This window comes from Plantactinospora solaniradicis, assembly GCF_042658085.1.
Classification (GTDB): domain Bacteria; phylum Actinomycetota; class Actinomycetes; order Mycobacteriales; family Micromonosporaceae; genus Plantactinospora; species Plantactinospora solaniradicis.
Window position 1 is genome coordinate 334,520 of record NZ_JBHSPR010000020.1, and the last position, 22,597, is coordinate 357,116.

The window sequence follows — 22,597 nt, forward strand, 5'->3', positions numbered from 1 at the left end:
CACCAGTGCCGGGCGGACCAACCGGATCTGCCGTGGGTCAGGCCAGCGGCAGGTACACCTTGCCGCCCGACGCCAGGAACTCGGTCGACTTCTCCTGCATGCCCTGCGCCGCGTACTCCTTGAGCTCCTGGGTGATCTTCATGGAGCAGAACTTCGGCCCACACATGGAACAGAAGTGCGCCGTCTTCGCCGGGCTGGCCGGCAGGGTCGCGTCGTGGTACGCCCGCGCGGTCTCCGGGTCGAGCGACAGGTTGAACTGGTCCTCCCAGCGGAACTCGAACCGCGCCTTGGACAGCGCGTCGTCCCACGCCTGGGCGCCGGGGTGCCCCTTCGCCAGGTCCGCCGCGTGCGCCGCGATCTTGTACGCGATCACGCCCGCCTTCACGTCGTCGCGGTCGGGCAGCCCGAGGTGTTCCTTCGGAGTGACGTAACAGAGCATGGCGGTGCCGAACATCCCGATCATCGCCGCGCCGATCGCCGAGGTGATGTGGTCGTACGCCGGCGCGATGTCCGTGGTCAGTGGGCCGAGGGTGTAGAACGGCGCCTGGTGGCAGAGTTCCTGCTGGAGATCCACGTTCTCTTTGATCTTGTGCATCGGCACGTGGCCGGGCCCTTCGATCATCACCTGTACGCCGTGCTCCCAGGCCACCGAGGTCAGCTCGCCGAGCGTACGCAACTCGGCGAACTGTGCCTCGTCGTTCGCGTCCGCGATCGACCCGGGCCGGAGCCCGTCGCCGAGCGAGAAGGTGATGTCGTACCGGGCGAGGATGTCGCAGAGCTCGGCGAAGTTCGTGTAGAGGAAGTTCTCCTGGTGGTGCGCGAGGCACCAGGCGGCCATGATCGAGCCGCCCCGGGAGACGATCCCGGTGACCCGGTTGACCGCGAGCGGCACGTATTCGAGCAGGACCCCGGCGTGCACGGTCATGTAGTCGACGCCCTGCTCGGCCTGTTCGATGACGGTGTCCCGGAAGACCTCCCAGGAGAGCTTCACCGGGTCGCCGTCGACCTTCTCCAGGGCCTGGTAGATCGGCACGGTCCCGATCGGCACCGGCGAGTTGCGGACGATCGCCTCCCGGGTCTCGTGGATCCGCTTGCCGGTGGACAGGTCCATCACCGTGTCCGCGCCCCACCGGGTCGCCCAGGTCAGTTTCTCCACCTCCTCGGCGATCGACGAGGTGACGGCGGAGGTGCCGATGTTGGCGTTGACCTTCACCAGGAACCGGCTGCCGATGATCATCGGCTCCGACTCCGGATGGTTGACGTTCACCGGCAGTACGGCCCGACCTGCGGCGATTTCCTCCCGTACGACTGAAACAGGAATTCCCTCGCGGAGCGCGACGAATTCCATCTCGGGCGTCGTCACTCCGGCACGGGCGTACTGCAGTTGGGTGGGCCGCTGCCCGTCCCGCCCCGCCAGCGGGGTGCCGGCGCCGCGTACCGGAGCCACGTCCCCCCGTTCGGCGATCCACGGTCCGCGTAGCGGCGGCAGTCCCTCGGCCGGATCCGACCCGGGGCCGGAGGTGTCGTAGAGCCGGACCGACGGTTCCGTCCCGGTCAACTCGACCTCGGCGAACGGCACCCGGATGTCCGGCCGCACCCCCGTCACATAGACCTTGCGACGAGCCTTCATGAGACAACCTCCCTGTTTCCTGCCGCTCTCGCTGAGCGGCGCGGTCGTCGGATCAATCCGATCCGCGCCCGTCCCCGCCGGACCAGCCGTGGTGGTCCAGCGGCCCGTGACCGCCGCCCAACTCCCAGTTCTGGGCGCCGAGCAGCGCGCGGGCGACGTACTTCTTCGCGAACGCGACCGCGTCCGGCACCGCGTCGCCGAGCGCGAGCCGCCCGGCGATCGCGGCCGAGAACGAACATCCGGTGCCGTGGGTGTTGCGGGTGTCGACCCACGGCCCCCGGAGGAGTTGCACCTCGGCACCGGTCCACAACGCGTCCACGGCGCCGTCGGCCGACGACTCCGCGTCGGCATCTCCACCGGTCACCACCACGTACCGGGAGCCGGTCGCGGCGAGTTGCCCGGCCGCCTTCGCCATGTCGTCCGCAGTGGACACCGTCCAACCGAGGATCGCAGAGGCCTCCGCCCGGTTCGGGGTCGCCACCATGGCGTACGGCAACAGCCGTTCGATGGCGTTGACCACACCGAGCCGCCGCCCGCTGGTCGAGACCAGCACGGGATCGACGACCAGATTGGGCAGCATCCCGGACCGCGCGGCCACCGACACCGCGTCCGCAACCGCCGTACTGCCGAGCATTCCGGTCTTCACCGCGATCGGCGGCAGATCGTCGGCCAACGCGGTGAGCTGCTCGGTCACCATCTGGGCCGGCACCGGAAAGATCGCCCGGACGTCACGGGTGTTCTGTGCGGTTATCGCGGTGATCACGGAGGTGCCGTACAGCCGCATCGCGGCGAAGACCTTCAGGTCGGCCTGGATACCGGCACCGGCACCCGAATCGGAACCCGCCACCGTCAACACGACCGGCGGGGTCACCGGGTCCACCGCCCGGCAGGCGAGGCAGGCGAGACGGGCGACGCGGCGGGCGGGGCGGCCGGCGCGGGCGGGGCGGGCGAGACGGGCGACGCGGCGGGCGAGGCTTCGGTGCCGACGGCCGCGCAGAGGTCGCGTACCAGTTTGCCGGGATCCTCGGCCCGCATCACCGCGCCCATCACCGCCACCCCGGCCGCACCGGCCGCGACGCACGCCTCGACGTGCTGCGCGGTGCCGACCCCACCGAGGGCGAGGACCGGAACCCGGGTCCGGGCAACCAGTCGGGCCAGCCCGGCGGGGCGCAGCGGTGGCCCGTACCCGGGCTTGGAGGGTGTCGGGAAGACCGGCGAAATGGTCACGTAGTCCTCGGTGGTTAGTCGGGTCAACTCGGACGGGTCGTGGCAGGAACGTCCGACCAGGCCCAGTTCCGGCGGCGGATAGGGCCCGGCGGCGGTCAGGTGCACCGCGTCCCCGCCGAGCGGATCCGGTCCGGCGACGATCAGGGCGCCGTCGACCTCGGCGAGGATCGCGCGCAGCCGCCCGGCCAGGTCCAGCCGCTCGTCACGCGGCAGATCCCGCTCACGCAGCAGCACCCAGCGGACCCCGCCACCGACCGCGGCCCGGACCAGTTCGTCGATCGGCCGGGCAGCCTGCCGACGGTCGGTGACCAGCACGATCCCGTCCGGTACGTCGCCCCGCCCAGCACGCACACCGGCCGTTCCTCGGTCCACCGCTCCGGCCGATCCCCGGTTCACAGTTCCGGCCGTTCCTCGGTTCACAGTTCCGGCCGCCCCTCGTCCGGTGTGGACGCGAGGGCGTGGAACCGCCGGGGAATCCGCCCCGCACCGGCCGCCAGTCGACCCGCCTCGACGGCGAGCCGCATGGCCGTCGCCATCCGCACCGGATCGGCCGCCCGGGTCACGGCACTGGCCAACAGCACCGCATCGCAGCCCAGCTCCATCGCCAGCGCCGCGTCGGAGGCCGTACCGATGCCGGCGTCCAGGATCACCGGTACCTCGACGCTCTGCCGGAGCAGCCGCAGGTGATGCGGGTTGCCGATGCCGAGCCCGGAACCGATCGGCGCACCCGCCGGCATCACCGCGGCACAGCCGGCGTCGGCGAGCCGTCGGGCCAGCACCGGATCGTCGGTGGTGTACGGCAACACCGTGAAGCCGTCGGCGACCAGCCGCTCGGCGGCGGAGACCAGTTCGACCGCGTCGGGTAGCAGGGTGCGCTCGTCCCCGATCACCTCAAGCTTGATCCACGGTGTCTCGAACGCCTCCCGCGCAAGGTGGGCGACGGTCACCGCCTCGGTGGCCGTACGACAGCCGGCGGTGTTCGGCAGCAGCCGTACGCCGCACCGTGCGAGAACCTCCAGCATCCCGCCGCCCATCGTCGCGGTGCTGTCGATCCGGCGGAGTGCGACGGTGACCAGTTCGGCGCCGCTGGCCCGGACCACCTGCTCCAGCATGTACGGGCTGGTCACCCCGCCCGTGCCGAGAATCAGCCGGGAACCGAACGTCTTCCCGCCGAGCACGAACCCCGACTCGGCGGCCGGCGTCACCGACCCGTCGGGCGACGACACCCGCCCGACACGGGGCGAACCTTGCTCGGCGGACGACGACACGAGGCTGGCGGGCGGCGGGGTCGACACGGCGCTCACCCGCCCTGGGCCGCGGTCAGTACCTCGACCCGGTCCCCGTCCCGTAACGCCCGCGCCGGCCAGCCGGTCCTGGGCACCACCTCACCGTTCACCGCGACCGCCACACCTCGGCTCTCCCCGGTGAACTGGGCGACGAGATCCGCCAGGGTCACCTCGCCCGGCAGCCGGCGTTCGACACCGTTCACGGTCAGCTCCATCGCATCCTCCCGAGGTGGGACGGCTGGTCATCGACAACAGGGCGGTCGCTCGCGTACCCGGTGGCCGGGCCGCCGGGCGGAGCGTCGAGGTCGGTGTGGTCGCTCGGTCGCTCCACGGCGGGAGCACGGTGCGGGGCGTCGACGTCGGGGCCGCGCTCGGCGGTGAACCGGTCCGGAGCCAACGGCCCGAGCAGTGGATCGGCCACCCCGGTCGCCAGGAGGTCGGCGACCAGGTCGGCGGTGATCGGGGTCAACACGATCCCGTGCCGGTAGTGCCCGGCCGCCACCACCACCTCCGGCCGGTGCACCAGCGAGCCGATCAGCGGCGCGTTGTCCGGCGTACCCGGACGCAGGCCGGCGCGGGCCTCCACCAACTCGTACTCGGCGATCTCCGGCAGCAGGTCCGTCGCGGCCCGGAGCAGATCGAGCACCGCCCCGGCGGTGACGTCGAGATCGCCCCGCTCCTCGACGGTCGCGCCGATCACCACCTCACCGTCGGCCCGTGGCACGAGATACACCGACCGGCCGTCCGCGTATCCGCGGATCACCCGCCGGAAGCCGGGCCCGGCGCCACCCGGCGCTCGCAGCCGGAGCACCTGCCCCTTGACCGGCCGGATCGGCAGGCCGGTCAGTGCCGCCGTACCGCAGCCGGCAGCCACCACGGTCACGCCCGCCGGGCGGGCCAGGTCGGACAGTCGGCGTACCGGCGTCTCCACCAGGGACACCCCAGCCCGCCGGGCCGCGATCCGGAGCGCGGCGACCAGCCGGCGCGGGTCGACCTGGTGGTCGCCGGGGGCGAGGGCGCCACCGCGCAATCTTGGTGCCAGCGACGGCTCGTGGGCCCGCAGCTCCGCCGGGCGCAGCGGCGTCACCGGCAGGCCCAACTCCCGCTGGTACGACCACAGCCGCTCCGCCTCGGCCAGGTCGTCGCCGGTGAGCGCCACCGTCAGGGTGCCCTCGGTGCGGTAGCCGACATCCAGTCCGGCGCATTCGGCCAGTTCGGCCACGAAGCCCGGCCATCGGGCGGCCGACTCGACCAGCAGCCCGGTCAGCATCCGCTCGCCGAAGTACGTCTCCGCGACCGGGGCCAGCATGCCGGCCGCGACGTCGGACGCGCCGGAGCCGGGATCGGGGTCGTACACCGTGACCCGCATCCCCCGAGTGGCACACCGCCAGGCGATGGCCAGTCCGATCGGACCGGCACCGATGACCGCTACGTCGGGCAGGCCGGTGGCTAGCACTCCGCCGCTCCGGCGGGAGGCGCGACGGCGACACCCCCACCTGGCGGATGGCCTCGGCCGGATCCCATCACCGGCGCCGGCACCTCACGCCGCCCCTGATCCGCGACCGGGGCGGTCTGAGCCGCGACCGGGGCGGTCTGGTTCGCGACCGGGGCGGCCTGGTTCGCGGGCAGCGTCGGTCGACGCAGCGCGTGGAGAAGTTCGAGGGTGGCCCGGGCCGGATCCGCTGCCTGGGACAGCGCCCCGACCACGGCGACGCCGTACGCCCCGGCGGCGAGCAGCTCGGGCACCCGCACCGCGGTGACTCCGCCGATCGCGATCACCGGTACCGACACCGCCGAGGCGACCCGGCGAACCCCGTCCGGCCCGATCGGCGCCGGAAGCCCCGACTTGGTGGTGGTGGCGTGACACGGGCCGACGCCGAGGTAGCTGGCGCCGGCCGTCACCGCGGCCACCCCGGCATCCGGATCGCGGGCCGTAGCGCCGAGCACCGCCGCCGGACCGAGCACCCGCCGGGCCACGTTCACCGGAAGATCACGCCCACCGACGTGCCCGCCCGACGCACCGATCGCGAGCGCGATGTGCAACCGGTCGTTGACCAGGCACGACGCTCCCGCCGCCGCGCACAGCGCCAGCACCTGGCCGGCCAACTCGTACGCCGTGCGGTCGTCGGTGTCGTCCTCGACCCGTACCTGGACGACCAGTTCGGGACCGGCCACCGACAGGGCGGCCCGGACCACCGCGAGCGGATCCCGCCCGGGGCGGGTGTCGGTGATGAGATGCAGGCGACCAAGAGACGACACGGCAACGCTCCTCCCTGCGCCGGCATTACCCGGATCAGGTTCAACGGTCGGGGGCTTCAGCCCCCCTCTCAGCCCGGTGCACCGGGCTCCCGTGGGTTACTTGTCGGCGAGCGTACGCGCTTTGTAACGGTGACGTAAAGACCCGTGACCCACCGCACACCCATTTCGGGTACGGCGTCGGCGGGGCAGCGGGGTACCGACCGGTTACGACATGCTCGGTCGATGCCTCGCGTGTCCACCATGCCCCGGCAGCTGGCCTTCCTCCCCTTCGTGGGCAGCCGGGCGGTCGCCGAGGGGCTGCTCACGAAGGCCATGTTGCGTGGTCCGTCCTGGCATCGGCTGCTGCCCGACGTGTACGTGCACGTGGACGGCTATCGCGAGAACGACCACCGGATGTGGTGCGACGCGGCGGCGCTCGTCCTGCCGCCTGGCGCCGCCATCGGCGGACTCAGCGCGGCGTACCTGTGGGGCGTCGACCTGCTTCCGCGAACCGGTCCGGTCTCGGTCGTGCTGCCCGAGGCGGTGCGGCTACGACCCCGTCCTCAGTTGACCGTCACCCGTTCCACGCTGTCGGCGCAGGATGTCACCACCTTCGCGGGGCTGCCGGTCACCACGCCGGTTCGCACCGCGTTCGACCTTGGCCGGCGGCCACCTCGGACCAGCGCGGTCGTCGCGATCGACGCACTGTTCAACCGCCGGCTGGTGAAGCCCGCCGCGCTGTCCGGCTATTTCGTGGACCGTGCCGGCTGGCCCGGGGTTGCCTTGCTGCGCGAGGTGTTGTCCCTGGCCGAGCCCGAGAGCGAGTCTCCGATGGAGACCCGGCTCCGGTTGGTACTGGTCGACGCCGACCTGCCGGCACCGACTCCCCAGTACGACGTGTACGACGCTCAGGGGCGCTTCCTCGGGCGGGTGGATCTCGCCTATCCGCGCTGGCGGATCGCGTTGGAATACGAGGGTGACCACCATCGGGATCGGCAGCACTTTCGCCGGGACGTCGCCCGACTGAACGCCCTTCGGGCCGCCGGGTGGATCGTGCTCCGGTTCACCGCCGACGACGTACTCCGTAATCCCACCCAAATCACCCGCCTGGCCTCCCAGGCGATCCGCGAACGCACGCTCACGGGCACTCGGCGGAGCGTGACTGGAACATCAGCGAGGTAACAACCCCGCCGAAACAGCACTGGCGTTCCAGTCACGCCTCCGGGCGCTAGAGGAGGGTGAGCAGGGCCGCCAGGTCGGTGGGGGTGGGGTGCCAGCGGGCGGCTTGGGCGTTGGCGTGCACCTGGTCGGGGGTGGTCGCGCCGGCGATCACCGACGTCACCGCGGGCTGGGCGGCCAGGCCACCGATCGCCACGTCCAGTAGGGAGAGACCGCGCTCGGCCGCGTACTTCTCGATCGCCTCGATGGTGTCCCACGGGGCGGACGCCAGGCGCGCGGCGTAGCGCGGAGCGCTGCCGGCCAGGCGGCTGCCCGACGGCGCGTCGGCTCCCCGCTTGTACTTGCCGGTGAGCAGTCCGTCGGCGAGCGGGAAGAAGGGCAGCAGGCCGAGGCCGAACCGCTGGGCGGCCGGCACCACCTCGGCCTCTACCTCGCGATGCAGCAGGCTGTAGTGGTTCTGGGCGCTGACGAACGGCGTGAACCCCCGGGTGCGCGCCGTCCACGCCGCGTCGGCGATCTGCCAGCCGCTGAAGTTCGAGTTGCCGAGGTAGCGGACCTTCCCCGCCCGTACGAGGTCGTCGAGCGCGCTCAGCGTCTCCTCGATCGGCGTACCCGGATCGGGCTCGTGAAGCTGGTAGAGATCGATGTGATCGGTGCCCAGCCGGCGCAGGGACGCCTCGACCGCCCGTACGAGGTAGCGCCGGGACCCCCGGGCACCATGGTCCGGCCCGTTCATCCCGGACATGTCCATGCCGAACTTGGACGCCAGCACGACGTCGTCCCGGCGACCGCGCAGGGCGGCACCGAGCTGCTCCTCCGACCCGCCGTGCGGCTCCCCGTAGATGTCGGCGGTGTCGAAGAAGTTGATCCCGGCGTCCAGCGCGGCGTCGACGACCGCACGGGTGCCGGCGGCGTCGAGCTTGCGGCCGAAGTTGTTGCAGCCGACGCCGACCACGGACACCACGAGCCCGGAGTCGCCCAACCGGCGGTAGGTCATCTCAGTCACGTGATCAACCTTATGCTCCCGGTCCCGGCCCGGCCCTCCCGCCACCGTCGGTACACCCGGCGAAGGAAAAGACATTCACAAAACAGTTTCATGGCCATTTATATCGTCATCGGCGGCGCGTCGCGTGCGAAGCCCGAAAACTGCTATATCGTGGGCACGAATTCGGCGACCGCTACGAAACCCGTGCCGTCCATGGTCGCCGTGCGACTGTCGGAGGCGGGGGTTCACATGACGGTGAACGGCCGATTCGACCGCCCCGGCGCGGACACCTCCATCGTCCCCGCTCAGGTCAGCAGGGACAACAGCGCGCCGACCGAGGTGACCATCGTGCTGCCGTGCTACAACGAGCAGGCGCACGTACTGACCGAGATAGAGCGCATCACCACGGCGATGGACCGCAGCGGTCTCCGGTACGAATTGCTGGCGATCGACGACGCGTCCACCGATCACACGTTGGAGGTCCTGCGCGAGGCCGCCGACCGCTTTCCGCAGCTGCGGATACTGGCCTTCCACCGCAACGGCGGCTCCGGCACCGCGCGTCGGATCGGCACCGAACAGGCTCGTGGTGACATCGTGGTCTGGACCGACGCGGACATGACCTATCCGAACGAACGCATCCCCGAATTCGTCCGGCTGCTCCTCCGCGACCCGCACGTTGACCAGGTCGTCGGCGCCCGGACCAGCGAGCAGGGCTCACACAAGTTTCTCCGGGTTCCCGCGAAGTGGCTCATCCGCAAGATCGCCGAACGGTTGGCCGGCACCCGTATCCCGGACCTCAACTCCGGGCTCCGGGCATTCCGGCGCGACGTCTCGCTGCCGTACCTCCGACTGCTTCCGCCCGGATTCTCCTGCGTCACCACCATCACGATGGCGTTTCTGCACAACCAGCACGACGTGCACTACCTTCCGATCACCTATTCCCGGCGGTCGGGATCGTCGAAGTTCCACTTCGTCCGAGACGCCTACCGGTACATCCTCCAGGTGCTCCGAATGGTGATGTATTTCAATCCACTCAAGGTCCTGATGCCGCCGTCGCTCTTCCTGCTGGGCATTGGATCAGGAAAAGTCGTCTACGACCTGATCGCGCATCCGGTCCGAATCGCCACCAACACCGTGCTGCTACTCTGCGCCGGCCTGATCGTCGGAGCGGTGGCTCTCCTCGCCGACCTCATCGTCAGGTCCAGAATCGACTGGCCGCCCGGAAAACGATCGTGAGCGGGATGTCGCCGACGACCGTAACGCTTTCCGCTCCCGCCTCGGTTTCCGCTCCGAGCGCCGGACGTCGGACCGAACGGCTGGGCTGGAGCGCGGTCGGCGGGATCACCGCCGTGGTCGCGTCGACCTGGGTACCACTGCTCGGCGCACCGTTCGGCGACAACCACCTCGGCCGGATCGTCGGGCGGTACGCCCTGCACGAGCGGAACCTACAGGAGCAGGGCATCCTCGGCTCGCAGTTCGGTGCCGACTGGGCGCCGTACGCCTCGTCCCCGTACGCACACCATCCGCCCCTGCTCAATCTCCTCACCGCGTTGACCGGACTGTTGCCCGGCGACGCCGAATACCGGGTGTGGCTGCCGCCGTACCTGCTCGCCCTGCTGATCATCCCGGCCGGCGCCGCGTTGCTGCGCGGGTTCGGGATCCGCTGGTCGGCCACCCTGCTCGCGGTCGGGCTGATGGTGGCCACGCCCTTCTACTGGGTCTACAGCCCGCTGATGTTCGACCTGGGCCCCATCCTGGCGCTCTCCGCCGCCGTCGTACGGCTGCGCGCGCGACCCGATCCCGGCCGCGCCCTCGTCGCCGGCACCTGTGCCGCCGCCCTGTTGACCACGCTGGTGTCCTGGCCCGGCATCGCGTTCGCCGCCGCGCTGGGGCTGTGGCTGTTCCTGGCCCGGCGGATCGACCGGACGACGATCCTGGTGGCGGCCGGCATGCTGACCGGGCTCGCGATCAGCCTCGCCTTCGTGGTCGGCGTCACCGGGGCGGGCCTGCTCGGCGGCCAGGCCGAGCTACGCAGTACGGGCGGCGACTACACCGTTCCGCAGTTCCTCGGCCGGCAGTGGCACTTCGCGTACCTGCTGCTTCCGGTCTGGTATCTCGGCGCGCTGCCGCTCGGCGCGACCGCCGGGCTGCTGGACCGGCGGACCCGGGGCTACCTGGCGATGGCGATCGGCTTCACGGCTGCCTGGGTGCTGGGGCTGAGCAACGGGGCGTACGTCCACTCGTACTGGTCGTATCCGGTCCTCGTGGTCGGGTTGGTCGGCATGGGCGTACTCCTCGACCGGATCGTGGAGCGCCTGGTCGACGGACCGGTGGAGCCGACCCCCGCCCCGGCGACGGCCCCGCCGACGGCCCTGGCGACGGCGACGGCCCTGGCGCCGGGCCCGGAGGCGGCGCGGCGCGGCTCCCGGCCGCTCTCCCGGATCGTGGGCCGGCGGTCCGCCGGGCTGGTCACCGTCGTGCTGATCTGGGCCGCCCTCGGGACGTACCTCGGCGCGGGGCTGGTCGCCGGTTCGGTCCGGCACCGACTGCTGACCGAGCCGACCCAGGCCGGGCGGCTCGTCGCCGAGCACCCGCCGGCAGCGGGACAGCGGTACGCCTGGGTGGCCGGGACGAGCGTGACGACGCCACGCTGGTTCGCCTACTACTGGCGGCTGGCGCCCCGGATGCTCACCGCCGAGACGTTGCGTACCGATCCGACCGCTCGCCCCGACGACCTGGTGCTGATGAACCTGCGGCAGCGCCCGGACTGGTTGCCCGCGTCGATCGAGGCACGGGCCGTGGCGCGGGACGGGCCGTACGCCCTCTTTCCGGTGGCCACCCTCCGGGCCGCCGTCCGCGACTGAGAGCGTCGGCCGCCGGCCCGCTCCGGTCCGGCTCCTCGACCTATCCGGGACGGGTGGCCAGCGCCACCAGCCCCGGACCCCGATCCGGACGCATCCGCTGGAGTACGGCGAACGGCGAGACCGCCATCCGGATCGCCCCACCGGCCAGTGCGCCGCTCGGTTGCAGAATCCGTCCCGACGTGCGGGTGCGCTCCTCGGCGGTACCGCCCGCTCCCGCCACCGGCCCGTCCTCTCCGTACGGCGGCACACCCGCGCCTTCCGCCGGATCCGGGCGGGCGGCGATCGGGCTCGTCGTCGGCCCGGATCCGGTGGCACGGCGGCCCGCCCAGTGGTCCCGTACCGAGTCGAGCAGGTAGCCGAGCGGCCAGCCATAGTGGATCACCTGTACCCCGGTCGCTCCGGCGTCGAGCAGCCGCTGCCGGAGTTGCCCCGCGGAGTACCGCCGGTAGTGCCCGACCAGCGTGTCCCAGGCACCGAACCGGTGCGGGTCGGCGGGCACCGACAGCAGCAGGTGGCCGTCGGGCCTGACCAGTGGCAGCCACTCGGCCAGTGCGCCCGCGTCGTCGGCGATGTGCTCCAGTACCTCGAACGCGCAGACCAGGTCGTACCGACCCGATGCCGGCACCCGCCGGTGATCACCGTTCAGCACCGTCCCGCCCAGCGGGGTGATCCGGCGGTGGGCGACCCGGAAGCTCCGCAGGTCCGGCTCGGCCGCGGTGTACGTCGCCATCCGGGCCAGCCGGGTGCCGACGGAGCCGAGGCCACAGCCGAGTTCCAGGATGCTGCCGGGCCGGCGCTCCGCCACGATCCGGCGCACGACGTGCCAGCGCAGTGCCGCCCGGGGCGGCAGCGGCGGGTTGGCCGACGACAGGCTCATCGGACCCCCCGCGCCGATCCGGACGCATCCGCCACATCGTCCGCGTCCACCACACCGGCCGCCTCAACCACAGCGGCAGCATCCGCCGCATCGGCCGCGTCCACTTCGACCTGGCCGGGGAACGCATCCGGGCTGACCGGTGCGGTCATCCGCCGCCGGAGCGGTGCGACGACGGTGGCCGGCCAGAACCACTCGACAGCCCGCCGTCGGGCCGCCCGCCGCAGTCGGGCGAGCCGGTCCGGATCGGCGGCCAGCTCACGGAGGGCGGCACCGAGCGCGTCGACGTCGCCCGGCGGTACGAACAGCGCCGCGTCGCCGAGCGCCTGCCGCTGCGGGGCCGTGTCGGAGGTGACGACGGCACAGCCGGCCGCCGCTGCCTGGAACACCTTGGTCGGGACCACCCGACGCGCCTTCTCGGTGTCGCCGAAGATGCCGAGCGCGACGTGATGCTGGGCGACGAACGACGGCAGCTCGGCCGAGCCCACCCAGTCGTACCAGGTCACTCGCGGATTGCCGGCGGCCGCCTGCCGGCAGGCCCGGTGGTCCTGGCCGTTGCCGACCATGGTCACCTCGATCGACTCGTCGGCCGCCAGCGTGGCCAGGGCGGCGCCCAAGGTCCGGGTGCCGTGCAACGGGGTGAACAGTCCGACGAAGACGACCCGCAATCGCCACCCGGCGGAGGAGACAGAGGAGGAGGCGGAGGAACCGCTGGCGTCGGCGGGTCCGCCGTGCCAACGCTGCCGGGTGGTGCGGGCGCCGGCCTCGAACCACTCGGTGCCGGCGCCGACGGGCACGACCACCCCCCGGTCCCTCGTGGACCTCGGCAGCCCGGCCAGGTGCTCGGCCGTGTCCACCAGGACGACATCCGCCCGTCGTAACGCGCCGTCGTCGATCGCCCGCATCAACCGGCCCCGGACGCCGTCGTCGGCGTCGGCGAGTCCACGGTCCCGGGCCGTTCCGACGGCGGAGACGAGATGGTCGAGCACGATCGGGGTACCCGGAAAGAGCCACCGGGCCAGGCGGACGTCGAAGTGTCCGAGGTAACCGACGAGCACGGCGTCGACCGGGCCGTCGGCCCGCCGGGATCGGTGTCGACAGGTCCGCAGGACGAGCAGCGCCCAACACCGGGCCAGCTTGCCGAGGAGTACGGGGAGCCGCCACGGCTGCTGGAGTACGGCGACCCGCCCCGCGGTGTCCAGCGCCAGCGGCACGTTCACCTCGTCGACCTCGTCGCCGGCCGCCCGGAGTCCCTGGATGAGCACGCCGACCCGAGGGTGTCGGCGCACGTCGTAACTGCCGAACACCAGCCATCGCACGGCAAGCAGCGTAGCGTGCCGTAGGCATTCAGGCACGTTCCGTGGTTACGGCTGGCGCGTCGCCGGCTCCGACGTCGTCACCCGCTCCACGGTCGGCCCGTCCGACAGCGCCATCCCGCCCGGCCTCCCCACGCTGTTCGACGTCTCCACCCCGGCCGACGCCACCACCCCGGCCGACGCCTCCACCCCGGCTCTCCGACGCCGCGTCCAGGCGGCGAGTACCGCCAGGACCGGAAGTGCCAGGTCTGCGGCGGTCAGCAGCAACCGGGACACAACCGCGACGACCAGTGCCGCCGGCTGGGCGACGGTCGAACCCAGCAGCAGCGGCAGCGCCACCTCCCTTGGCCCGACGCCGGCCGGCGCGACGGCGAGCAAGAATCCGATCGACCAGGACCCGGCGAAGGCACCGATCGACCGGGCCAACAGGTCCGGCCCGTCCGCGCCGATGTCGACGAGAAGCACCCAGAGGTGCACGCCGTACCCGAGCCAGGTCGCCAGCGACCAGCCGACGGCCCCACCGACGCCGCGCAGGGTCAGCGGCCGGGGCAACGGGTCGCGGCGGGTCAGCCGCAGCAGCCGGCCGATGATCCGGTTGAGCAGGGGCGGCCAGAGCACGGTCAGGGCCAACGGAACGGTCAGCAGGGTCCACCAGAAGCGCGCGAACGCCCGGTCGTCGAGCAGCGGCAGCGCTCCGGCGGTCAGCAGCAGGCCGGTCCCCAGGGTGATGAGCATGGCCAGCAGCGCCGCCGCGGCCGATGCCCGCCCCGGCACCCCGTACCCCCGGCCCAGCCGGGCCTGGAGCAGGATCGGCCAGACCTTGCCCGGGACGTACTTGGCCAACTGCCCGACGAAGAAGATCCGCATGGCTGCGCTGGCCGGCAGGTCGACGCCGAAGTCCGCCAGGATCGCCCGCCAGGCCAGGAACCCGCAGCAGCCGCCCGCCATGGCGGCCAGCCCGGCCAGTACCAGCCCGGAGACCGAGAGGTCGGCGAGTACCTCCGGAACCTCGGCCCACCGCTGCGCCAGCGACCAGCCGAGAAAGCCGAGGAACGCCACGGTGATCCCGACCTGCAGGATCCGCCGGACCAACCGCGATCTGCCGGGTGTGGGCAGCGTCACAGCTGGCACGATACCGGGCTCGGGGCCACCGGCCCGCCGGCCACGCGGGACCGACGGGACCGGCCGGGCGACGATCAGCCCCCGACGTCCCAGACGGGTTCCGGCGTCTCGATCACGTCGCCGTCGCCCCGGAAGAGCAGGAAGCGGTCGAACGAACGGGTGAACCACCGGTCGTGGGTGACCGCCAGCACCGTCCCCTCGAAGGCCCGCAGGCCGGTCTCCAGGGCCTCGGCCGAGGCCAGGTCCAGGTTGTCGGTGGGCTCGTCGAGCAACAGCAGCGTCGCCCCGGACAGTTCCAGCAGCAGTACCAGGAACCGGGCCTGCTGACCGCCGGACAGGGTCCCGAACCGCTGATCACCCTGCCCGGCCAGTTCGTACCGGTTCAACGCCCGCATCGCGGCGTGTCGGTCCATCCCGGCCCGATGGTCGTCGCCCCGCCACAGCACCTCGACCAGCGTGCGGTCCAGCAGCTCCGGCCGGTCATGCGTCTGCGAGAAGTGGCCGGGCCGGACCCGCGCCCCCAGCCGGGCCACGCCGCCATGCCGGACCGGAGCCAGCACCGGAGCGCCGTCCACCGGTGCGTTGGCCGGATCGGGGTCGGTGCCGCCCCGGGCGAGCAGCCGGAGGAAGTGCGACTTTCCCGTTCCGTTGGCGCCGAGCACGGCGACCCGGTCGCCGTACCAGACCTCCAGGTCGAACGGGAAGGTCAGGTCCTCCATCTCCACCTGTTCACAGACGACGGCCCGCTTACCGGTACGCCCGCCGGTCAGCCGCATCCGGATGTCCTGGTCCTTCGGTGGTACGGGCGGCGGCCCGGCCTCCTCGAACTTGCGCAGCCGGGTCTGCGCCGCCTGGTACCGCGAGGCCATGCCACTGTTGTAGGCCGCCTTCTGCTTGTACATCAGCATCAGCTCGCGCAGCTTCTGATGCTCCTCGTCCCACCGTCGACGCTGCTCCTCCAGCCGGTCGTGCCGGCTGGACCGGGCAGCGTGCCAACTGTCGAACCCGCCGGGATGCACCCACGCGCTGCCGCCCTCCACGGCGACCACCCGGTCCGCGGTCCGGGCCAGCAACTCACGGTCGTGCGAGACGTACAGCACCGACTTCGGCGACTCGCGCAGCCGCCCCTCCAACCACCTTTTCCCCGGTACGTCGAGGAAGTTGTCCGGCTCGTCGAGCAGCAGCACCTCGTCGGCGCCCTGGAGCAGCAACTCCAGGGCGAACCGCTTCTGCTGGCCACCGGAGAGCGTGCGTACCGGGCGGGTCCGGCTCCGTTCCCAGGGCAGGTCCAGCACGATCGTGGAGACGGTGTCGAAGAGCACCTCGGCGTCGTACCCTCCGGCCTCGCCCCAGGCGGCCAGCGCCTCCGCGTACGCCAGTTGGGCCTTGCCGGCCGCGCTGCTGAACTTGCCGCGCACCTCGGCGGCGTGCAGTGCGGTCTCGGCCGCCGCGAGCCGCTCCCCCGCCGCGCGCAGTGCCGGCGGCGACAGCGACAGTACGAGGTCGTGCAGCGTCGACTCGTCGCCGATCATGCCGATGAACTGCCGCATCACGCCCAGACCGCCGGACCGGGCGATGGCACCGGCTCGGGTGGGCAGGTCGCCGGCCACCATCCGGAGCAGCGTCGTCTTGCCGGCGCCGTTCGGCCCGACCAGGGCGATCTTGGCGCCCTCACCGACCCGGAAGGACACCTCGGAGAACAGCTGCCGGCCGTCCGGCAGCGTGTATCCGACTCCGGCCACGTCCACGTATCCCACGCCGGCATCCTGCCCGAACCGCGCCGGTTACGGACAGCGAGTTTTGCACTCCGGCCGGTCGGGCATCCGCCGGCGCGCCCGGGTCGGGCCGTCGGCCGCGGTCACCGGCTGACCCGGAGCACCCGGTAACCCTTCTGACTGGCATGCCGCTCGACCCGCCAGTCGTTCTCGACGAGCCAGCGCTGCAGCGAGTCGCCGCCGAGATGCCGGGCCACCACCAGCCAGGCCACCCCGTCCGGCGCCAGCCTGGGGAGCCAGCGCCGCAGCATGCCGTGCAGTTCCTCCTTGCCGACCCGGATCGGCGGATTCGACCAGAGTTGGGTGAAGGTGACGTCGTCCGGAACCTCGTCCGGCGCGTTGACCCGGACCCGGTCGGCGACGCCGAGCCGCGCGGCGTTCTCCACCGTGAGTTCGCGGGCCCGGGCGTTGACGTCGACCGCCCAGACCTGCGCCTGCGGCGCCCGGGTGGCGAGTACGCAGGCGATCGGCCCGTACCCGCAGCCCAGGTCGAGCAGCGCTCCCGAGGTCTCCGGCCCGGGCAGCTCGGCCTTGCGCAGGAGTACGGCGGTTCCCGCATCGAGCCGGTCGGCGGAGAAGACCCCGGTCGACGAGGTCAACGAGTAGTCGTGCCCCTCGACGGAGAACGTCACCTCGCGCCGCTGGGCACTGACTGCGGGATCGATGCTGAAATAGTGGTCGCCGGTCACGCCACGCATTCTCGCCTACCGTGCCGACGGCCCTGCCCGGTGGTCAGGCCACCGGCTTCGCCCCGCTTACCGGCCAAATGCCCGCTCGTTCACCAACCGTGATTCATCCGCGGAAGCCCGCTCTCATTTATTTCCGTTACCCTGTGCGACATGGTTTACGGGCGCGGATCTGGACCGGGCGGGGAGCCGCCACGGTCACGGCGAGATCGCGCCGATCAGCCCTCGGTCGACCCGGAAACGGCGGCCGGTCCGCCGGCCGGACGGGCCGCCCGGCGCCGTTCCGGCGCCGAGCGGCCGGAGGGGTCGCCGCCGGTCCCGCCCTTCGATCCGTCCATCTCGGACCCACGTCCACCGGCCACCCCGTACGGCCGACAGGCCGACGGCCTGACCGGGTCGGCCGACGGCCCGGGCCGGTCGCGGCGATCCCGGCACGGGGCACCGGAACCCGACGTCCTCGGCCCGGCCGGCGGCTATCCGCCGCTCGGCAGGCCAGGTCGTCCGTCACGTCCGGCCGACGGCGGACGCCACCTGGCCACTCCGGCGGACCGCCCCGATGCTCCGGGTCGGCCCGTTCCGGGCGGCAGGTCGATGCCCCCCGGTCGTCCCATCCCCGGCAGCAGGTCCGCCCCCGACGATCGGCCCGTCCACGGAGGTCGGCCCGGTGCCGCCGGGCGGCCCGTTCCGGGAGGCAGGTCGGTTCCCGGCGGCCAACCGGTCCCGGGCGCCAGGCCGGCTCCCGCCGACCGGACGGCTCCGGCCGGTACGCGTCCGTTCCCCGATGGACGGTCGCCGACGATTGGCGAGCCGCGCCCCTCCGGTGAGCCGAGGGCTCCGATCCGCACCCCCACGTCGGGCTCGCTTCCACCCCGCACGGTCGAGCCCGGAGACCGTGCCCCGGGCGGGGGCCGGCGCCGCGCCCAGCCCGATCCGATGGGACCGGACGCGCCGTTCCGCCCCGGCCCCGAAGAGCCGTGGACGTCCGGTCGTCGGTCCACGCCGGCACCACGGCAGCGCCGTGCCCCCTCGGCCGAGCAGAATCCGGCCCGCCCGGTCCTGCCCGAGCCCATCCCGCCATCCACCGGACGCAGATCGGCCGACCGGACGGGCCCGACATCGGGCGCCGGACCCGCGGACCGTCGCGATGACCGGGGACTGCCGCCCCGCGCGTCGATGGGGCGGACGGCGCCACCACCACCGGGTAGCGAGCGCCCCTCCGGGCGGCGACCGGGTAGACCGGTCCCACCCGACTCGCCGGCAGGTCAGGCGGGTACCCGGAATTCCCCCGGACAGCTCCGGCCGGGCCCGGAACCCGGAGCGTCCCGGAACCCGGTTCCGCCGCCGCGTACCCGACCGACCGGCCCCGGGGCGGAAGGTGGTCCCCGACCCGTCGGTGAGCGGGGCAGATCCGGGCGCACCGGACCACCCGGCGCCGCGCCACCGGACCGGGCACCGGGATCACCGGTCGGACCACGCTCCGGACCACCCGGCGCCGCCCGCTCCGGACCACCCGGCGCCGCACCCCTGGACCGCCCACCGGGATCACCCGTCGGACCACGCTCCGGACCACCCGGCGGCGTCCGCTCCGGGCCACCGGCCCCCGGTACCCGCTCCGGACCGGCCCCGGGCGCCCGATCCGGACCACCCGGCGGCGCCCGCTCCGGACCACCCGACGCCGCCCGCTCCGGACCACCCGGCGCCGCACCCCTGGACCGCCCGCCAGGATCACCCGTCGGACCACGCTCCGGACCACCCGGCGGCGCCCGGCCCGGGCCGGCACCGGGCGCACGCTCCGCGCCGCCGACCGCACCACGGTCGCAGCCCCCGGCCCGACCGGCGGGTCCGGATCGCGCGCCGGCACCGGCACCCGCGCCGGCCGTCAAGACGGTCGCCACGCCGACCAAACCGGCCGAGGCACCCTCGACCGCGCTCGTGCCGTCCGGGGCCGCCGGAGGGGCGCTGCGGACCTCCAAACGAACCTGGCAGTGGGTCGTCGGCTCGCTCGGCGTACTAGTGCTACTCGGAATCTGCGGGCTGAGTTCCTACTTCTTCGTGGTCGACGAGCCATACGGTCGGGACGCCCGTACCGCCGACAGCACACCGCCGCCGGCCAACCTGACCCGGGACATCAGCTCCCGGGCCGCCGATCCGACGCCGCTCACCGTCAAAGAGGTGTTCCCCGGCAAGGAAGTCGTGATCGCCGCCGAGGAATCGAAGTACGAGCTGCTCAAGACGCAGGCGTCGGAGGACTGCGAGTTGGCCGCCGACGGTGAACTCGGCGCCCTCCTGGTCGACCTCGGATGCAGCCAGTTCGTCCGGGGCACCGTACGCTCTCCCACCGGCGCGTACCTGGCGACGGCCGGCATCGTCAACCTGACGGACGCGGCAGGGGCGAGTTCGGCACACGAGAAGATCGAGCCGATCGTGGCCGGCAAGAAGGGGCGTTTCCTGGGCCTGTCCGCTGGTCGGGGCACCGAGGCCGTCACGCGCGACTCGGCGCAGGCCGGCTGGCACGAACGCGGGCACTTCCTGATCTACTGTGTCGTCGCCAAGGCCAACGGCAGCACCATCGGCGAAGAGGACGTCTTCGCCCGGCAGGTCCTCACCGACATGATCGAGGCACACCTGCGGGGCAAGGTCCTGGAGCAGCGCGCCACCGCGCCGTCCGCGCCAGCCGACCCCGCGCAGTCCCCCAACTAGACGCGCGGTTCCTCGACGACAGAGGGCCGCGACGACAGAGGGCGACGCCGGCCGTCGTGGCCGCCGTCGGGTCAGGACGACGCGGGCAGGCGCAGCCGACGGGTCCGTAGTGCCCGGCTCGCGTACTCGGCCGCGTTCTCCGGGTAGCCGACCGCGACCAGGGCGAGCCCGTGCGGCGGTGCGACGGTCACCTCGCTGGCCCGCTCCCGGCGCCCGAGCAGGCCGCCCGGCCATTCGACCGGACGTCGCCCGTCACCGGCCACCAGCATCGCCCCGACCAGGCTCCGCACCATCGACTGACAGAACGCGTCGGCCTGCACGGTCGCGACCAGTACGCCGTCCGGGTCCCGCCGCCAGTCCAGCCGGGTCAGTTCCCGCACCGTCGTCGCGTGCTCCTTGCGCCGGCAGTACGCCGCGAAGTCGTGCTCGCCGACCAGTCCCGCCGCCGCGCGGTTCAACGCCGCCAGGTCCAGTGGACGGGGCCAGGCGAGCACCTCGTGCCGGCGCAGCGGCTCGGCGCCGTACGGCGCGTCGGTGACCCGGTACTCGTACCGGCGGAAGGTCGCGGAGAACCGGGCGTCGAACTCGGCCGGCACCTCGGTGACGGCGCGTACCCGGACATCGGGAGGAAGCACTCCGGCGAGCCGGCGCAGCAGCGTCTCCGACCACTGTCGCCACACCCCGGTCGGCAGGTCGACGTGACAGACCTGTCCGGTGGCGTGCACCCCGGCGTCGGTACGCCCCGCCACGGTCAGCCCCGTCGCCCGACCCGCTCCGACGATCATCCCGAGCGCGTCGGTCAGAACCCCCGCGACGGTACGTCGACCGGGCTGGGCGGCCCAGCCGGAGAAGTCGGCTCCGGCGTAGGCGACGTCCAGCCGTACCCGGGTGTTTCCGTCCACCTCGTGTTCGACGACCATCTGCTGCTCCACGACCACCTGCTGCTCGATGAACCGGCTGGGAAAATGCCGTGGCCCGACACCCCGCGAGGGATGCCGGGCCACGGCGGGTCCGTACTCAGGACTTGCTGTTGTCCGCCTCGTCCGTGTCCTCCCGGGCCGCCGCGGTGTCACCGGAGACCGACTCCGGTGCCTCGGCGTCCTGGTCGGCGCTTGACGAGGCACGCGGGGTCTCCTCGTCCGGGGCGAGCGCCTCGACCTTGTTCTGCTGTGCCGCCTTGCGCGCGGCCGTCTTCTTCGCCGGGGCCTCCGGCGCGACGACCAGTTCCTCGACCAGCTCGATGATGGCCATCGGCGCGTTGTCGCCCTTGCGCGGGACGGTCTTCACGATCCGGGTGTAGCCACCGTTGCGGTTGGCGAACCGGGGCGCGATCTGGTCGAACAGGTTGAAGACCACGTCCTTGTCCCGTACGACGGTCAGCACCCGGCGGCGGGCCGCCAGGTCGCCCCGCTTGGCCTTGGTGATGAGCTGCTCCGCGAGCGGGCGCAGCCGCTTGGCCTTGGTGTGGGTCGTGGTGATTCGGCCGTGCTGGAACAGCGCGGTGGCCAGGTTGGCCAGGATCAGCCGCTCGTGCGCGGGGCTACCGCCGAGGCGGGAGCCCTTGGTGGGCGTGGGCATTCTTGGTGCTCCTCAATAGTGGGTGGCCGGATCTCCAGTGGGTGGCCGGATCTCCGGCTAGCCCCGGACTAAAGCTGCTCGGTCTCGCGGTAGTCGTCGGTGTCGTAGTCCGCCTCGCTGAAGGAGTCCACGACGTGCGCCGGGTCGAAGTTGGGCGCCGAGTCCTTCAGGCCCAGCCCCATGCCCGCGAGCTTCATCTTGACCTCGTCGATCGACTTCTGACCGAAGTTCCGAATGTCGAGCAGATCGGCCTCGGTACGCCCGATGAGCTCGCCAACCGTGTTGATGCCCTCGCGCTTGAGGCAGTTGTAGGAGCGGACCGTGAGGTCGAGCTCCTCGATCGGCAGCGCCAGGTCGGCGGCCAGCTGCGCGTCCTGCGGCGACGGGCCGATGTCGATGCCCTCGGCGCTCTCGTCCAGCTCCCGGGCCAGCCCGAAGAGTTCGACCAGGGTGGAACCGGCGGAGGCGAGCGCGGTACGCGGCCCGATCGACGCCTTGGTCTCGACGTCGATGATCAGGCGGTCGAAGTCGGTACGCTGCTCGACCCGGGTCGCCTCGACCCGGTACGTCACCTTCAGCACCGGCGAGTAGATCGAGTCAACCGGGATCCGGCCGATCTCGGCACCGGCCTGCTTGTTCTGCGCCGCGGTGACGTAACCGCGACCCCGCTCGACGGTCAGCTCCATGTCGAGCCGGCCCTTGCCGTTCAGGGTGGCGAGCTTCAGGTCGGCGTTGTGCACGGAGACACCGGCCGGAGGCTGGATGTCACCGGCGGTGACGTCGCCGGGGCCCTGCTTGCGCAGGTACATGCTGACCGGCTCGTCGTGGTCGGAGCTGACGCAGAGCTCCTTCACGTTCATGACGAGCTCGACCACGTCCTCCTTGACGCCCGGAATGGTGGTGAACTCGTGCAGCACGCCGTCGACCTTGATCGACGTGACGGCCGCGCCGGGGATCGAGGAGAGCAGGGTACGCCGCAGGGAGTTGCCCAGGGTGTAACCGAAACCCGGCTCGAGCGGCTCGATGGTGAACCGGGACCGGGTCTCGCTGATCGACTCCTCGGTGAGGGTCGGCCGCTGGGTGATGAGCATGTTGTTTCCTTTTCGTTCGGGGCACCCGCTATTTGATGCCCAAACT

General features: G+C 72.3%; 19 protein-coding genes, 1 pseudogene and 1 riboswitch. Of the genes and pseudogenes, 4 read left to right on the top strand and 16 right to left on the bottom strand.

Annotation, left to right across the window (positions count from 1 at the left end; translation table 11 throughout):
* Positions 1-37: 37 nt before the first annotated feature.
* The 7 genes and pseudogenes from thiC to thiE all read right to left on the bottom strand — a co-directional run.
* Positions 38-1,630, bottom strand: a complete 1,593-nt coding sequence (gene thiC, locus ACFP2T_RS25845; protein ID WP_377425747.1) for a phosphomethylpyrimidine synthase ThiC — start codon at positions 1,628-1,630, stop codon at positions 38-40.
* 52 nt (positions 1,631-1,682) lie between these two features.
* Positions 1,683-2,501, bottom strand: coding sequence for a bifunctional hydroxymethylpyrimidine kinase/phosphomethylpyrimidine kinase (gene thiD / locus ACFP2T_RS25850; RefSeq protein ID WP_377425750.1), 819 nt, complete (start codon positions 2,499-2,501; stop codon positions 1,683-1,685).
* The gene (locus ACFP2T_RS25855; RefSeq protein ID WP_377425752.1) at positions 2,498-3,208 is read right to left on the bottom strand and encodes a thiamine phosphate synthase; all 711 of its coding nucleotides are present in this window, start codon (positions 3,206-3,208) and stop codon (positions 2,498-2,500) included. The genes thiD and ACFP2T_RS25855 overlap by 4 nt, the downstream gene beginning before the upstream one ends.
* A gap of 65 nt (positions 3,209-3,273) precedes the next feature.
* Positions 3,274-4,062, bottom strand: coding sequence for a thiazole synthase (locus tag ACFP2T_RS25860; protein WP_377426213.1), 789 nt, complete (start codon positions 4,060-4,062; stop codon positions 3,274-3,276).
* Positions 4,063-4,157: 95 nt separating this feature from the next.
* Positions 4,158-4,358, bottom strand: a complete 201-nt coding sequence (gene thiS, locus ACFP2T_RS25865) for a sulfur carrier protein ThiS (RefSeq protein WP_377425754.1) — start codon at positions 4,356-4,358, stop codon at positions 4,158-4,160.
* Positions 4,349-5,599 carry a glycine oxidase ThiO gene (thiO, locus tag ACFP2T_RS25870; RefSeq protein ID WP_377425757.1) on the bottom strand — a complete coding sequence of 417 codons (1,251 nt, stop codon included), beginning with the start codon at positions 5,597-5,599 and terminating at the stop codon, positions 4,349-4,351. The genes thiS and thiO overlap by 10 nt, the downstream gene beginning before the upstream one ends.
* A gap of 185 nt (positions 5,600-5,784) precedes the next feature.
* Positions 5,785-6,402, bottom strand: a pseudogene (gene thiE / locus ACFP2T_RS25875) (thiamine phosphate synthase); the annotation flags it as partial.
* Positions 6,397-6,505: riboswitch (TPP riboswitch) on the bottom strand. (Overlaps the previous pseudogene by 6 nt.)
* A 119-nt stretch (positions 6,506-6,624) precedes the next feature.
* Here thiE and ACFP2T_RS25880 point away from each other — a divergent pair.
* Positions 6,625-7,563 (top strand): DUF559 domain-containing protein, encoded by a 939-nt coding sequence (locus tag ACFP2T_RS25880; protein ID WP_377425760.1) that lies wholly within the window; start codon positions 6,625-6,627, stop codon positions 7,561-7,563.
* A gap of 46 nt (positions 7,564-7,609) precedes the next feature.
* On the opposite strand, the gene ACFP2T_RS25885 is transcribed toward ACFP2T_RS25880, so the two are convergent.
* Positions 7,610-8,557, bottom strand: coding sequence for an aldo/keto reductase (locus tag ACFP2T_RS25885; protein ID WP_377426215.1), 948 nt, complete (start codon positions 8,555-8,557; stop codon positions 7,610-7,612).
* A gap of 237 nt (positions 8,558-8,794) precedes the next feature.
* Between ACFP2T_RS25885 and ACFP2T_RS25890 the strand changes: the two genes are divergently transcribed.
* Positions 8,795-9,781 carry a glycosyltransferase family 2 protein gene (locus ACFP2T_RS25890; protein ID WP_377425762.1) on the top strand — a complete coding sequence of 329 codons (987 nt, stop codon included), beginning with the start codon at positions 8,795-8,797 and terminating at the stop codon, positions 9,779-9,781.
* 5 nt (positions 9,782-9,786) lie between these two features.
* Positions 9,787-11,409 carry an ArnT family glycosyltransferase gene (locus ACFP2T_RS25895; RefSeq protein ID WP_377425765.1) on the top strand — a complete coding sequence of 541 codons (1,623 nt, stop codon included), beginning with the start codon at positions 9,787-9,789 and terminating at the stop codon, positions 11,407-11,409.
* A gap of 40 nt (positions 11,410-11,449) precedes the next feature.
* On the opposite strand, the gene ACFP2T_RS25900 is transcribed toward ACFP2T_RS25895, so the two are convergent.
* The 5 genes from ACFP2T_RS25900 to ACFP2T_RS25920 form a co-directional block, all read right to left on the bottom strand.
* Positions 11,450-12,286, bottom strand: a complete 837-nt coding sequence (locus ACFP2T_RS25900) for a class I SAM-dependent methyltransferase (protein WP_377425768.1) — start codon at positions 12,284-12,286, stop codon at positions 11,450-11,452.
* Positions 12,283-13,602, bottom strand: a complete 1,320-nt coding sequence (locus ACFP2T_RS25905) for a glycosyltransferase (protein WP_377425770.1) — start codon at positions 13,600-13,602, stop codon at positions 12,283-12,285. Before ACFP2T_RS25905 ends, ACFP2T_RS25900 begins: the two co-directional genes overlap by 4 nt.
* A 45-nt stretch (positions 13,603-13,647) precedes the next feature.
* On the bottom strand, positions 13,648-14,721 hold the full coding sequence (locus ACFP2T_RS25910) for a lysylphosphatidylglycerol synthase domain-containing protein (RefSeq protein ID WP_377425772.1): 1,074 nt from the start codon (positions 14,719-14,721) through the stop codon (positions 13,648-13,650).
* Positions 14,722-14,795: 74 nt separating this feature from the next.
* Positions 14,796-16,478 carry an ABC-F family ATP-binding cassette domain-containing protein gene (locus tag ACFP2T_RS25915; protein WP_377425775.1) on the bottom strand — a complete coding sequence of 561 codons (1,683 nt, stop codon included), beginning with the start codon at positions 16,476-16,478 and terminating at the stop codon, positions 14,796-14,798.
* A gap of 101 nt (positions 16,479-16,579) precedes the next feature.
* Positions 16,580-17,185 carry a class I SAM-dependent methyltransferase gene (locus ACFP2T_RS25920; RefSeq protein ID WP_377426217.1) on the bottom strand — a complete coding sequence of 202 codons (606 nt, stop codon included), beginning with the start codon at positions 17,183-17,185 and terminating at the stop codon, positions 16,580-16,582.
* A gap of 1,929 nt (positions 17,186-19,114) precedes the next feature.
* On the opposite strand from ACFP2T_RS25920, the gene ACFP2T_RS25925 reads away from it, so the two are divergent.
* A complete protein-coding gene (locus ACFP2T_RS25925) occupies positions 19,115-19,882 on the top strand; it encodes a hypothetical protein (RefSeq protein ID WP_377425777.1) in 768 nt (255 codons plus the stop codon).
* Positions 19,883-19,953: 71 nt separating this feature from the next.
* On the opposite strand, the gene truA is transcribed toward ACFP2T_RS25925, so the two are convergent.
* The 3 genes from truA to ACFP2T_RS25940 all read right to left on the bottom strand — a co-directional run bounded on the left by truA (position 19,954) and on the right by ACFP2T_RS25940 (position 22,551).
* Positions 19,954-20,784, bottom strand: a complete 831-nt coding sequence (gene truA / locus ACFP2T_RS25930; RefSeq protein ID WP_377426220.1) for a tRNA pseudouridine(38-40) synthase TruA — start codon at positions 20,782-20,784, stop codon at positions 19,954-19,956.
* 115 nt (positions 20,785-20,899) lie between these two features.
* Positions 20,900-21,460 (bottom strand): 50S ribosomal protein L17, encoded by a 561-nt coding sequence (gene rplQ / locus ACFP2T_RS25935; protein ID WP_377425780.1) that lies wholly within the window; start codon positions 21,458-21,460, stop codon positions 20,900-20,902.
* Positions 21,461-21,528: 68 nt separating this feature from the next.
* Complete coding sequence (locus ACFP2T_RS25940; protein ID WP_192765380.1) at positions 21,529-22,551, bottom strand: DNA-directed RNA polymerase subunit alpha; 1,023 nt, start codon at positions 22,549-22,551, stop codon at positions 21,529-21,531.
* Positions 22,552-22,597: the final 46 nt, after the last annotated feature.